The organism is Sphingomonas sp. SRS2 (genome assembly GCF_000971055.1).
Lineage (GTDB): Bacteria > Pseudomonadota > Alphaproteobacteria > Sphingomonadales > Sphingomonadaceae > Rhizorhabdus.
The window spans coordinates 15,300-28,540 of the sequence record NZ_LARW01000126.1 but is presented as its reverse complement, the minus strand read 5'-3'; the positions used below and the strand labels follow the sequence as shown (position 1 = coordinate 28,540).

The 13,241-nt window shown below is 59.8% G+C and carries 13 protein-coding genes and 2 pseudogenes; 10 read left to right on the top strand and 5 right to left on the bottom strand.

Annotated features, from left to right (window positions below):
* Nucleotides 1-97: 97 nt before the first annotated feature.
* Complete coding sequence (locus WP12_RS20120) at nucleotides 98-616, top strand: IS66 family transposase (protein WP_327196241.1); 519 nt, start codon at nucleotides 98-100, stop codon at nucleotides 614-616.
* Between the two features lie 13 nt (nucleotides 617-629).
* Nucleotides 630-1,214, top strand: a pseudogene (locus tag WP12_RS20115) (IS630 family transposase); the annotation flags it as partial.
* A gap of 108 nt (nucleotides 1,215-1,322) precedes the next feature.
* Here WP12_RS20115 and WP12_RS20110 read toward each other — a convergent pair.
* The 4 genes from WP12_RS20110 to WP12_RS20100 form a co-directional block, all read right to left on the bottom strand.
* On the bottom strand, nucleotides 1,323-2,162 hold the full coding sequence (locus WP12_RS20110) for a fumarylacetoacetate hydrolase family protein (protein WP_044663299.1): 840 nt from the start codon (nucleotides 2,160-2,162) through the stop codon (nucleotides 1,323-1,325).
* 127 nt (nucleotides 2,163-2,289) lie between these two features.
* Entirely contained in the window at nucleotides 2,290-2,730 is a 441-nt protein-coding gene (locus tag WP12_RS20105; RefSeq protein WP_152664097.1) for a GlcG/HbpS family heme-binding protein, read from the bottom strand.
* Entirely contained in the window at nucleotides 2,727-3,116 is a 390-nt protein-coding gene (locus WP12_RS24400) for a 2Fe-2S iron-sulfur cluster binding domain-containing protein (protein WP_232307252.1), read from the bottom strand. The genes WP12_RS20105 and WP12_RS24400 overlap by 4 nt, the downstream gene beginning before the upstream one ends.
* A 191-nt stretch (nucleotides 3,117-3,307) precedes the next feature.
* The gene (locus tag WP12_RS20100) at nucleotides 3,308-4,012 is read right to left on the bottom strand and encodes a GntR family transcriptional regulator (RefSeq protein WP_052628278.1); all 705 of its coding nucleotides are present in this window, start codon (nucleotides 4,010-4,012) and stop codon (nucleotides 3,308-3,310) included.
* Between the two features lie 266 nt (nucleotides 4,013-4,278).
* On the opposite strand from WP12_RS20100, the gene WP12_RS20095 reads away from it, so the two are divergent.
* The 8 genes from WP12_RS20095 to WP12_RS20060 are packed head-to-tail and all read left to right on the top strand — an operon-like array spanning nucleotide 4,279 to nucleotide 11,824.
* Nucleotides 4,279-5,517, top strand: a complete 1,239-nt coding sequence (locus WP12_RS20095; RefSeq protein ID WP_160299258.1) for a serine hydrolase domain-containing protein — start codon at nucleotides 4,279-4,281, stop codon at nucleotides 5,515-5,517.
* 45 nt (nucleotides 5,518-5,562) lie between these two features.
* The gene (locus tag WP12_RS20090) at nucleotides 5,563-7,089 is read left to right on the top strand and encodes a 2-hydroxymuconic semialdehyde dehydrogenase (protein ID WP_083434550.1); all 1,527 of its coding nucleotides are present in this window, start codon (nucleotides 5,563-5,565) and stop codon (nucleotides 7,087-7,089) included.
* Nucleotides 7,089-7,877: a fumarylacetoacetate hydrolase family protein gene (locus WP12_RS20085; protein WP_044663303.1), complete on the top strand. Its 789-nt coding sequence runs from the start codon at nucleotides 7,089-7,091 to the stop codon at nucleotides 7,875-7,877. Before WP12_RS20090 ends, WP12_RS20085 begins: the two co-directional genes overlap by 1 nt.
* A complete protein-coding gene (locus WP12_RS20080) occupies nucleotides 7,874-8,677 on the top strand; it encodes a 2-keto-4-pentenoate hydratase (protein ID WP_044663304.1) in 804 nt (267 codons plus the stop codon). The genes WP12_RS20085 and WP12_RS20080 overlap by 4 nt, the downstream gene beginning before the upstream one ends.
* Before the next feature lie 3 nt (nucleotides 8,678-8,680).
* Nucleotides 8,681-8,914, top strand: a complete 234-nt coding sequence (locus WP12_RS20075) for a 2-hydroxymuconate tautomerase (protein ID WP_044663305.1) — start codon at nucleotides 8,681-8,683, stop codon at nucleotides 8,912-8,914.
* Nucleotides 8,911-9,828 (top strand): acetaldehyde dehydrogenase (acetylating), encoded by a 918-nt coding sequence (locus tag WP12_RS20070; RefSeq protein WP_044663306.1) that lies wholly within the window; start codon nucleotides 8,911-8,913, stop codon nucleotides 9,826-9,828. The genes WP12_RS20075 and WP12_RS20070 overlap by 4 nt, the downstream gene beginning before the upstream one ends.
* A complete protein-coding gene (dmpG, locus tag WP12_RS20065; protein WP_044663307.1) occupies nucleotides 9,825-10,865 on the top strand; it encodes a 4-hydroxy-2-oxovalerate aldolase in 1,041 nt (346 codons plus the stop codon). The genes WP12_RS20070 and dmpG overlap by 4 nt, the downstream gene beginning before the upstream one ends.
* 26 nt (nucleotides 10,866-10,891) lie before the next feature.
* The gene (locus WP12_RS20060; RefSeq protein WP_046195460.1) at nucleotides 10,892-11,824 is read left to right on the top strand and encodes a catechol 2,3-dioxygenase; all 933 of its coding nucleotides are present in this window, start codon (nucleotides 10,892-10,894) and stop codon (nucleotides 11,822-11,824) included.
* 706 nt (nucleotides 11,825-12,530) lie between these two features.
* On the opposite strand, the pseudogene WP12_RS25995 reads toward WP12_RS20060, so the two are convergent.
* A pseudogene (locus tag WP12_RS25995) lies at nucleotides 12,531-12,913 on the bottom strand (transposase); the annotation flags it as partial.
* Nucleotides 12,914-13,241: the final 328 nt, after the last annotated feature.

Sequence of the window (13,241 nt, the reverse complement as noted above, 5' to 3'; positions counted from 1 at the left end):
TTTTGGCATTGGGCCCTCGGCGCTGACGGAGGCCATGGGCATGCTCAACCACCATTTCGCAGCAGCCGCCTGATCGGCGCAGAGCGACAGCCTACCTCTGACTGCCGCCAATCTTTGCAACAGAGCCCTCGAAAAGATCGGCGATCTGTTCGCTATCGAGCGCGAGATCAACGGGAAAAACCCTCAGATCCGTCTCGCCGCGCGCCAGGAGCGCAGCGTTCCGCTCCTAGCCGATCTCAAGGCGTTCATGAAAACCAGTCTCAACCGGATTAGTCAAAAAGGCGATCTGGCAAAGGCGTTCCGCTATTGCCTCAAACGCTGGGAAGCCCTGACGCGCTATACTCTCGATGGCCGTCTTGAAATGTCCAATAACGCTGCCGAGCGCGCCATCCGTCCGCTGACCCTTGGGCGCCGAAACTGGACCTTCCTGGGTTCCGACACCGGCGGAACACGTGCCGCTATATTCTACACCATTATCCAGACTGCAAAGCTCAACGGCATCAACCCACAGGCCTATCTTACCGACATCATACAGCGCATCGCAGATCATCCTGCCAAGGATATCGATCAGCTCTTGCCCTGGAACTGGGTACCGCTCCAAATCCGAGGGTCATGACCACACGCGTACCGAGCAGGACCGGCCCGACGTCCTGAAGCAGCGGCACGACTGGTTCGACGGCCAGCTCGACCTCGATCCCGAGCGGCTCGTGTTCATCGATGAAACCTGGACCGCGACCAACATGACCCGCAGCCATGGCCGCTGCCGGAAAGGCGAACGCTTGCGGATGGGCTTTCCGCATGGTCACCGTAAAACCACCACGCTGGTAGCCGGATTGCGTATAACCGGCATGGTCGCGCCGATGGTGCTCGACGGCCCGATCAACGGGGACTGGTTCGAAGCCTATGTGGCCCAAGTCCTCTTACCCGATTTGCAGCCCGGCGATGTCGTGATCATGGACAACCTGTCGAGCCACAAGCGCGCTTCCGTGCGCGAACTGATCGAAGCGGCGGGCGCAACACTACGGTTTTTGCCACCATACAGCCCGGACTTTAATCCGATTGAGAAAGCCTTTTCCAAACTCAAAGCCATGCTGCGAAAGGCCGAAGAGCGAACCGTCAACGGCCTGTGGGACCTGATCGGCAAACTCGTCGATATTTTCCAGCCCATGGAATGTGTCAACTACTTCAGCTCGTGCGGATATGATCCAGAATGATCGAAAAACGCTCTAAAGTATCGAAATAAAGAGGACCGATGCTCAGGGCATTACTAGGGCGGCTATTTCAATGAAGGCATAAGTAACTGATAACACCTTTCTCTCACTCTATTCTGACACAACGTCGTTCTCGATTACACCTAGGCCATCGACCTCGACCCGTACAACATCTCCGACCCTCAGCAACTTGCCGGTCGCAGCGCCCACGCCAGAAGGCGTGCCGGTGAATAGCAGATCGCCCGGCTCTAGCGTCATAACGGTCGAAAGGTAGACGATTTGTTCGTAGATGTCATAAATCATGTCGCCGGTCGAGGTGCGCTGACGCTCTTCGCCATTCACACTCAGATGCAGAGTCAGAGCGTGGGGATCTTCGACTTCGTCATCCGTCAGAATCCAGGGACCGATCGGACCATGTGTGTCGAACGATTTTCCGAGCGTAAAGGTGGGTGTCCTGTGCTGCCAATCGCGCGCGGAGACGTCATTCCCAACCATGTAGCCGGCAATCACGGAGCGAGCATCCTCACGAGTGACATTGCGGCAGCGCCTGCCGATCACGACGACCAACTCTGCCTCATAGTCCAACTGCGTAGACACGGATGGAAAAATGATGGGATCGGTCGGTCCAGTTAGGCAGGAAACCTGCTTGTTGAACCAGAGCTGATATTCCGGCACGGGAATGCCCGCGTCGATGGCTTCTTGGGCATGCGCCTGATAGTTCATGCCGATCGCGAGGATCTTCTGCGGATCGGCAATAGGCGCCTTGAGCGCGATGTCCGCCAAGGCATGCCACGGCATAGCTTCGAGATTGGCATCCCCCAGCCTTCCCAGTTGGCTCAGGGCAGCGCGCATCGAGGTCGTGCCGCAATAATCTGTGATATCGCGGATACCGTTTCCGCTCGCAACACCGAGACGGACGCCATCGTCGGTCGCAAATCGCACAAGCTTCATATTTGGATTCTCCGCAAAATATACGCCTGACATCGAAAAATAAAGGGGAACGTGCGCCTATCGATCGGAAGGGAAAGCTCGATATGAACGCTTGCGCTCGCTGGAATGCTCTCGCACCTGCGCGCCATCAAGTAGGACCTTTGTGTTGGAGGATCGCGAGACCGGCGTTAGCGCATCGTTCATCCTGTTCGTGACTAGCGCCGGATACGCCGATTCCTCCCACCAATACCCCATCTACACGAATTGGAAGCCCGCCGGGAACTTCAGTCACCCTGGGACGACGCAACAATCCCTCGCGCACGGCACGTGGCTCGCCCTCTAGCGTCGCCGAGAGCGTGCGGGTCGGGATCCCAAAGCTTGCAGCAGCCCACGCCTTATCGATTGCAAGATCGCTGGAGACAAGAAAGCTTCCCGGCATCCGCAAAAAGCCCGCCAGGTTGCCAGCGACATCGACAATGGCGACATTAACTCGCATGCCCGTCTCCTCAGCATATAAAATCGCCGCATCCAGCATGCCGCGGACGGCGAGCACGCCGGGTACCGCCTGCATTTCAAGCCAACCGTTCATAATATGGAACTCCCAGGAATGCGCGGACGAGCAGAAATGAACGGCATTGGGACCACGATCATGTCGGAGCGCGGCACGACACGACAGGCGAGAACAATGCCCTGTGCCTCATCCTCCGGCGATATCCGCTGCCGACTCATAGGCTGCGCAACCAGATAATGGCCTTTCACCACGCGGATACGGCACACACCGCACCCCCCGCTCCGACATCCGATCGCGATTCCATTTTGCTGGGCTGCAATCATTGCGACCAAAATATTAGTTTGGCCATCAGCCCGAAAAGAAAAGTCTAATGACGGAATGGATATGGTGTGAACTGAAGAGATGTCCCCATTATCCAAACTTGGATTTTCCTCAAATGGTGCAGTCGTCATCATCTTACTCATATCTACCCTTCGACATTTTCGACAGCCCGGCTCTCCATCGAACGCGGAAGCAACAATAAGAATCGCGGAGGACGAACAGGCTGGTGGTCGCGACGAGTAGAATGGCTCACGAATGAGAGCCGTCTCGGCCAGATCGCCGGCATCGAAGCCCCCGGCCAGCATTTTGCTGCCCTGTAAAAGAGTGATGGAAGCTAGCCATCGAGCTTCTTGTAGAGTTCAAGATTGTAGCGGATGTGGCTCGAGAGAAGATCGCATGCTGCATCTTCGTTGCGCGCCATTGTAGCAGAAAATATCGCTTCATGTTCTGCATGTACATCCCGGCTTTCGGGCCGGTTGGGCAGCAGAACCCGACGATAGCGCTCCGCTTGGTTGTACAGCACCTTCAAGAAATGCTGCGTCCAGGGCGAGCCGCATCGCGAAATCAGCACTTCATGGAACCCCTTGTTCGCTGACTCCCATTCCTCGAACATCTCGTTTCGATTCGCGCGGAAACGTTGCTCGACAAGGTTCAGCCTATGGAAAGCAGCTGTTAGGGTGCATTCCCACTCGTCATCTCCGACGTGGATGGACAAGCGCAAAGCTTGGCACTCCAATACAATCCGCGTTTCCGTGATATCGTGAAAATCGGAAGGAGACATCGCGGCGACGCGAAAGCCCCGCTGTCCCTGGATGACAACCAGTGCATCTGACGCCAGGAGAGAGAGTGCTTCCCGCAACGTGCCGGCCCCAACATTATACACGTCCTTGAGATGTTCGGCACGTAGCTTCGATCCTGGGGCGAGGCGTCCCTGGATGATATCCTTGCGCAGCGCCAAATACGTGGTCGAGACCAGCGTCTTGGGCGGTTGCCCGCCTTGCGCATCGCTAGGCGACATAATCACTGGATGACTAGCCATGTTATGCGCGCACTCCTGCAATGCCTGACTCAGACCGACCATATTCGGCATAACCAGAATATCGGGATAAAACGAGTGTTGACAAGTCTTTCAAGAATCTGCGATGTTTGTACATAATCTCGAGAATCAATCTCGACGACTGTAGAGGTGACGATGGCGGACCGTAGGCCGCTTCTGCGAGGATGATGCGAGCATCGAACGGATCGGCGGATCGTGTCTCACGCCCGCAGGCGAGCTGGACAACTGCATTGGAGAGACTGATCCCTATGAATGTCCAAAGCCAGATAACTGGTCACGGCCCCGTTATCACGGGCTTCTGCCACGACAGGTTCACGCCAGTGATGGAGGCGTTCGAACGTAATTTCCGCGAGCATGGAGAGGTGGGCGCGGCCGTCGCCATCTACCTGGACGGGGAACCGGTGATCGATCTGTGGAGCGGTATCGCCGACCCCGTTTCTGGCAAGCCGTGGGACAGGGAAACGGCGCTCACCATATTTTCGGCCGGCAAGGGGCTGGCAGCGGCATGCCTGCATGTGCTGATCGATCGCGGCCTGCTCGATCTTGACGCGCCGATTGCCCGCTACTGGCCCGAATTCGCCGCCAACGGCAAGGGCGAGGCGACGGTCGCACTCGCCATGAGCCACCAACTCGGCCTTCCCCTGTGGCAGAGTGAGGTGCCGCCCGGCGGACTGCTGGGCTGGGAGCTCGCCACGCGGATGCTGGCGCAGGAGCCGCTGATCTGGGAACCCGGTACGGTGCACGGCTATCACGGCATCGCCATCGGTTTCCTCTGGGGTGAACTGGTCCATCGGATCACCGGAATGAGCATCGGCGAATTCGCGCAGCAGGAGATTGCGGGTCCGTTAGGCGCCGAGATCTGGTTCGGTTTGCCGGAGGAAGAGGAATCACGGGTCGCCACACTGATCCCCGCCGAGCCCGATAGCAGCGCACCGATGATCGCCAAGATCATTGCCGAACCCGACTGGATCGGCGGCAAGATGGCGACCAATGTCGGCGATCTATTCGCACCGGAGATGCTGAATGCACGAGCCTTCCGGGCGGCGGAACTGCCGGCTGCCGGAGGCGTCGCTACTGCGCGCGGGCTTGCCCGCCTCTATGCCCCCCTGTCGGTCGGCGGATCGCTGGACGGCGTACGCCTCGTCGGCCCCGAAGCCCTGCCGCTCATGCGCAACACAAGGTCGGCGTCGGCCTGCGACAGTATGCTGCGGATCGCAACGGCGTTCAGCTATGGATTCGGCAAGAGCTGGGGCCGGCGGCAGGATGGCGCGGGCAGTTACGCGATCCTGGGCGAGCAGGCCTTTGGTGCGGTTGGTATGGGCGGCAGCATTGGCTTTGCCGACGAGCAAGCGCGCATGTCTTTCGGCTATGTCATGAACAGGCTCGGGCCGGGTGTCGCGCTGAACGAGCGGGGCCAGTCGCTCGTCGATGCCGCCTACCGGGCGGTTGGCTTCACGTCGGATGCTTCGGGCGTCTGGGTTCGGTGATGCGGCCACGCATTCTTACTTTAAATTTCTGAGCGAGACACAGGCATGGATACTCTTCTTTCGATCTTGGACGATCAGCCAGCCGCAAATCCTGCGCATGAAGTGGCGGCGGGAGCGCCCAGGCAGTTTCAGCATTTCATCGACGGACGCTTCGTCGGCAGCGAGACCAGCTTCCCTAATATTAATCCGGCCAATGGACAGATAACCGGCAAAGTTTATGCCGGCGGGCAGAAGGAAATCGATGCGGCGGTTGCTGCTGCCAAGTCGGCGCTGAATGGCCCATGGGGCAAGATGGGAGTCGCCGAGCGCTCCCGCCTGCTGCACGCTGTCGCGGCGGAGATCACGCGTCGGTTCCAGGATTTCGTCGAGGCCGAAATGGCCGACACCGGCCAGCCCCGATCGGTCATGGAGCATGCCTTCATTCCGCGCGGGGCCGAGAATTTCAGCATGTTCGCCGATCTAGTGAAGAATGTACCCACCGAATCCTTCATGATGCCAACCCCGGACGGCGCCGGCGCCCTCAATTATGCGCTGCGTGTGCCCAAGGGCGTGATCGGCGTCATCTGCCCCTGGAACGCCCCGCTCCTGCTGATGACGTGGAAGGTTGCGCCGGCGCTTGCCTGCGGCAATACCGTCATCGTCAAGCCTTCGGAAGAAACGCCGGGAACAGCAACCCTGCTTGCGGAAGTCTGCGCCGCTGTCGGCATTCCCGATGGCGTCTATAATGTGGTGCATGGCCGTGGCGCCGGATCGGCCGGCGAATATCTCACCACACATCCGCAGGTGGACGCCATCACCTTCACTGGCGAAACTACCACGGGCGCCGCGATCATGCGCGCCGCCGCCGGCGGTATCCGTGACGTGTCGTTCGAACTGGGTGGTAAGAATGCCGGCCTGGTATTTGCCGACTGCGATTTCGACGCGGCGGTGGACGGCATCGCGCGGGCAACCTTCATCAATTGCGGTCAGGTCTGCCTAGGCACCGAGCGGGTCTATGTCGAGCGGCCGATCTTCGATCGCTTCGTCGCAGCGCTTAAGGTAAAGGCCGAGGCACTGGCGGTCGGTGTGCCCGGCGAGCGCACAACGACGCTGGGGCCGCTCATCAACCAGGAGCATCGCCAAAAGGTTATGCGATATTATGAACGCGCCGTCGCCGATGGCGCCACGATCGTCACTGGCGGCGGCATCCCACAATTGCCGGACGAGCTGGCCGGGGGGTCCTGGATACAGCCCACTATCTGGACGGACCTTCCCGCAGATTCTGCGGTCATGCGTGAGGAGATTTTCGGCCCTTGCTGCCACATCGCGCCGTTCGACAGCGAGGAAGAGGCAGTCACGCATGCCAACGATACCGAATATGGCCTGGGCACAACGATCTGGACCCGGGACCTGTCCCGCGCGCATCGCGTGGCGAGCCGGATCGAGGTCGGCATCGCCTGGGTGAACAGCTGGTTCCTGCGTGACCTGCGCACGGCGTTCGGCGGATCGAAACAGTCGGGCATCGGCCGCGAGGGCGGAGTCCACTCGCTCGAATTCTATACCGAACTGCGTAATATCTGTGTGAAGCTCTGATGGCCCTCGATACTCAGACTATAGAGCGCTGCGGCGACGAGCTATTTGATGCGTTAAGTGGCCGGATTGCGGTAGCGCCGTTGCGTGACCGCGTGGCGGGCATCACAATCGCGGACGGATACCGCATCCAGGAGCGCATGGTCTCGCGCATGGTCGCAGCCGGGGACAGTATCGTCGGCAAGAAGATCGGCGTCACATCGAAGGCCGTGCAGGACATGATGCAGGTGTTCGAACCCGATTTCGGCCAGCTGACCGCCAGCATGGCGCATCGCAGCGGCGCTGTGCTGGCGATGGATACGTTGATCCAGCCGCGCATCGAGGGCGAGATTGCCTTCATCCTCAAACATGATCTGGCGGGGCCGGGGCTGACTGCCGTCGATGTGCTGGCAGCCACTGCGCATGTGGTGCCCTGTTTCGAGGTCGTCGACAGCCGGATCACCAACTGGGACATTCGCATCCAGGACACGATTTCGGACAATGCATCCTGCGGCGCCTATGTGCTGGGCGATACGCCGGTCGATCCGCGCGACATTGACCTGACGCTGGTAGGCATGCTGATCGAAAGGAATGGCGAGTTGACGGCGACCGGTGTGGGCGCGGCCGTCCAAGGTTCGCCGGTCAACGCCGTCGTCTGGCTGGTCAATCGACTGGGCGAGTTGGGCGTCACCTTTCGCGCCAGTGAGGTCATTCTCTCCGGTTCGCTCGCCGCGTTGGTGCCGGTCGTGGCGGGAGACAGAGTCGTCGCCCATTTCGGCGGCCTTGGCAGTTGCGAGGTATCCTTCCAATGACCATCAGCTTGAGCCAGGAGGCGCTGAGCGCGATCGCGCAACGAGTCGACGAAGCCCAGATGAACGGCCAGTCGCTGACGCTTCCGACCGCCGAGCATGAGGGTTTCGACATCGCCTGCGGCTATCTGGTGCAGGATTTGCTGCGCGAACGGTGGCGTGCGCGCGGGCGAAGGCTCGTCGGTTACAAGGCGGGACTGACGTCACGCGCGAAGATGGCGCAGATGAAGGTGGACACACCGACCTTCGGCTTCATCACCGCCGACATGGCGGTGCCGGACGGGGGCGCCTGTCCTACGAAGTTGCTGTCTCGCCCGCGCGTCGAACCAGAAATCGCTTTCCTGCTAAAGCATGACATCCCAGCGCGCTTGCGGACCGAAGCGGACGTGCTTGCCGCGACCGAATTCATCGTTCCTGCCATCGAAATCATCGATTCTCGCTATGCCGACTATAAGTTCGATCTGCCGAGCGTCGTCGCCGACAACAGCTCTTCGGCCCGCTACGTCATCGGCGGCAGGCCCCGGCGCCCGAACGAGATCGATCTCCGCACCATAGGCATCGTCGTCCTGCAAAATGGCGAGATCGTGGGCGAAGCGGCTTCCGGCGCGGTGCTGGGCAGTCCGGCGCGCACGATCGTGATGCTCTCGCGATGGCTTGCCGAGCGCGGCGAAACACTGGCCAGCGGCTCGCTCATACTGACAGGCGGCGCGTGCGAGGCCCGACTGGTTTCGAACGGGGATACGATCTGCGCCCGGTTCCAGGACATGGGCGATGTGACCGTCCGCTTTGTTGAGGAGGACTAGGCCATGCCGATTGTCGAGGTTCATATCATGGAAGGACGCACCGTCGCACAAAAGCGCGCCATGGTGGCCGCTGTCACCGAAGCGGTCTCCACAACGATGATAGCGCCGGCGAGCGCCGTGCGCGTCATTATCCACGAACTCACGCCAGAGCATTACGGGATCGGCGGCACGACGGTCGGCGAAAAGGCGCCCGGACATTTGGGCGAATTGAAAATAGAAGGGAGTAAAGGGTCATGAGCCGCATTCGCTGCGCAATCATCGGGTCGGGCAATATCGGCACCGACCTCATCTACAAACTGCAGCGCAGCGCCGTACTGGAGCCGGTCTGGCTGGTCGGGATCGATCCGACGTCGGACGGCCTGGCACGCGCCCGCGACCTGGGCCTCAAGACCACGGCCGAGGGTGTGGACGGGCTGTTGCCGCATGTGGAGGCCGACGACATCAAGATCGCCTTCGATGCGACATCGGCCTATGTCCATGCGGAAAATTCGGCAAAGCTGACAGCTCTGGGCGTGCTGATGATCGATCTCACGCCTGCCGCCATCGGACCCTATTGCTGCCCCCCGGTCAATCTTGCGGCGATTGCGGCGTCAGGCGCGACCAATGTGAACATGATCTCCTGCGCCGGTCAGGCCACTATCCCGATGGTGCATGCGGTGTCGCGGGTGCAGCCGGTAGATTATGCGGAAATCGTTGCGACTGCGGCGTCCAAATCGATCGGGCCGGGTACGCGCGCAAACCTCGACGAGTTCACCTACACGACATCGGGTGCGGTGTCCGCCGTGGGCGGCGCCACGCGCGGCAAGGCGCTGGTAATCGTCAACCCGGCTGAACCGCCGTTGATGATGCGTGATACGATCTATTGCCTGACGCAAAGCGCCCCCGACGAAACGGCCATTTACGACTCCGTTCACGCCATGGTGGCCGAGGTGAAGCACTATGTGCCCGGCTACCGGCTGGTGAACGGCCCGGTGTTTGACGGGAACAAGGTATCGATCTTCGTCGAGATCGAAGGGCTGGGCGATTATCTGCCCAAATATGCCGGCAACCTGGACATCATGACCGCGTCGGCCGTGCGCACGGCCGAATTTTTCGCAGAACCCATGATCGCAGCCGCCGAACTGACCCGGGCAAAGGAGTTGGCACGATGAAATCGCATCTGGAAGGACGCAAGGTCCTGTTGCACGACATGTCGCTTCGAGACGGCATGCACGCCAAGCGGGAACAGATTTCCGTCGATCAGATGGTCGCCGTCGCCCGCGCGCTCGATGGCGCGGGCGTTCCGCTGCTGCAAGTCACGCATGGCGCCGGGGTCGGCGGAAATTCGCTGCAGCACGGTTTCTCGCTGCATACAAACGAGGAATATCTGAGCGCCGTCGTGCCGGAACTGAGCCGTGCCAAGGTGTCGGTGCTGCTGATCCCCGGCATGGGCACGATGCAGGACCTCCAGTCGGCTTATGATTGCGGCGCGCGCAGCGTCCATGTCGCCACGCACTGCACCGAGGCCGACACCACGCCGCAGCACATCGCATTCGCGCGCAAGCTGGGCATGGACACGACCGGCTTCCTGATGATGGCGCATCTCAATTCGGTGGAAGGCATCGTCGCTCAGGCGAAACTCATGGAATCCTATGGCGCGCAGACGGTGTATATTACCGACTCCGCCGGCACGATGCTGCCCGAGGATGTGCGCGCGCAGGTGGACGCGCTGCGCCAGTCGCTCAAGCCCGAGACCGAAGTCGGCTTTCACGGTCACCATAATCTGGGCATGGGCGTCGCCAATTCGATTGTCGCGATCGAGGCGGGCGCGAGCCGGATCGACGCCTCCCTCGCCGGCATGGGCGCCGGTGCGGGCAACACGCCGCTGGAAGTGCTCGCCGCCGTGTGCGAGCGCATGGGCATCGATACCGGGTGCGACCTGTTCAAGCTGATGGATGCCGCCGAGGACGTCGTGGTGCCGATGCTGGACCGACCCATTCGGGTCGACAGGGATTCGCTGACGATCGGCTTCGTCGGGGTCTATTCGACTTTCCTGCTGCACGCCAAGCGCGCGGCGAAGCGCTACGGCGTGCCGGCGCGGGACATATTGGTAGAGCTTGGCCGGCTCAAGATGATCGGCGGCCAGGAAGACATGATCGAAGATACCGCGCTTACCATGGCGCGCGAGCGCTCCGTCGAAGCTGCCTGAACAAGACTGAGAGAGGATTTGGGACGATGTCCATGAGAGGTGTTTTGAGACTGGGCGAGGTCCAGATACGCGTGATGGACATGGCAGCTGCGCGCGAACATTATGGCGCAAGAATGGGCCTCCACGAGGTCATGGAAGACGAAAAGGGCCTCGTCTATTATAAACCATGGGACGATCATGAGCACCACAGCTTCATTCTTCGCGAGGCCGATTCGCCGGGCGTCGATTATGTAGCGTTCCGCGTCTACGATGATGCGACGCTGTCGCAGCTTCTGCCCAGGATCGAGGCCTTCGGTCTGCCGGTCATGCATATTGCCGCAGATGTGTACCCGAAGAGTGGGCGGCGCCTCCAGTTCACGGCACCCAGCGGCCACACGATCCAGCTCTATGCCGAGAAGGAACTGACCGGCAACACGCTGGGATATCGAAACCCGGGCGCCATTCCTTACGAAGGAGTGGTGCGCGGCTATCGCGTCAACCGGCTGGACCATGTCCTGCTTGGCGGACCCAATATCGACGAATGCGCCCGCCTGTTCTGCGAGGTGTTCGACTTCGACCTTAGCGAAAAGATCGTCGACGCCGAGAGCGAAATGTCACTGGCCGTATTCCTCACCTGCTCGACGAAGCCGCACGATATCGCATTCCAGCTCCAGGCCGACCCCAACAAATTCCATCATGTATCATTTCTTTTGGAATCGGTGGGCGATCTATACAAGGCGGCGGATCTTATCGGGAAATACCGCATTCCGGTCGAAGTGCCACCCAACCGCCATGGCGTCACGCGCGGTGCCACGATCTACTTCTTTGATCCTTCCGGAAACCGCAACGAGGTCTTCGCCGAAGGCTATGTCCACTATCCCGATACGCCGACTCTCGTATGGGACACCAGCGATCTTGGCCACCTAGGCTTCACCCATGACAATCATATGCGGCAAAGCTTCTTCGATGTGCTTACGTGACCGAACCCCGCGGTGGCGGCGTCGCCGATTGGACGCTTCTAAACCTGTGGCGTTGATCGCGTAGGATGTTTCAGTGCCGCTCGCGAGAACGAGAGACAGGTGTCGGCCCAGACTTGCGACGCCGTACTTCTTCGGATCGAGCAGCCCTTAGAACGGTCTGCTGTCATGGGCGGCGGCACTGATCACGCTCCACCACCTGATCGAAGGCATCGAGTCAGGCGGTTAAACCCCGCCACCATTGGGTTAGGAGTGTGATGAGCGCAAGAGTTGTAAGAAGGGGCCTGGAGGTTGGCTACTAACTCGTGCCCACGGCTTCCACAGGCGGGGCGAGACCGTCGCATGATGTAGTCAGGAGCGGGATGGCTCAAGGCGTTCGCGACCTTAGGTTTGTCCTGAGGATCCGGACCTCAACGAGTAGCGGTCAAAAGTTTCGTGCGCGAGGGCCATCTCGCCCATCGCCTCCTTGGAAACGATCGCTATGTCGGCTTATGCGTGAAACGGGTTCGTAACTGCTCATGCTGTTGCGAGCGCTGGTGCCTTGCTTCAGCGGAACCCGGTTTTGTGTCCGTTCAACACGCACTACATCACACCATCTTGCGAAATGCGGCCACCTCGACGATTTGTGGCTGAGCTCCAATCATCCCACCTGATTCAAAACTATCCGGCGTGATTTCATGATCGAGCGATGCATCTGTTGAATAATTGGCAACACCTGCGGCGCGCCATCGCGATCCTGGATGTCGGCGGTGTGGATCACGGCGTGCACAAGATGTCCCTATATGCCGTGTGATCTATTGGCGCTTGCGGCCCTTGATCGTCTTCCCTGCGTCATAACCGGGAAGGCAGCCACTTTCCGTATTTTGATGTTTTGGCTATCAATTACACCGCTCTGGGGAGGCTTCGCGCGATACCATGAGTAGGGTGTGATTAATCGTAGTCACAAGCTATTGTCGCGCCGCAGCTACAACCAGCGCCCGAACCATCCATACTGGCAGAAAGCATGGCAGCAACATTCGCCATGGCAGGCCATCCGGACGCAGATATTGCCTCGACAATCCACCGGATCGGCCACTTACGAGGCCGCTCCACATCGAGGGACCGCCTCCAACACCGTCATTCGGTATTGGTCAAATAACTTGGCAAAGCACATGGCGCGGCACGCGCGACGGATCACGAAAAGCTGTCGAGTGGTTAGGAAATTGCGCCAAAATCACGACGAGAGATTCCCGCGGTGACAATTTTGTCGAACTATAATCGGGAACAACCAAATTTGCGCACTGGGCTTGGATAGCGAGGCTGGAAATCAGCCATCTCAGCTTTGGCACAAATGTTGCTTCCCTGCGAATTGGGGCAACTTGAACGGGGGAGCTAAGCCTTAGATCCCAGAAATAGTCATATCGGAAGAATTCGTACCAAG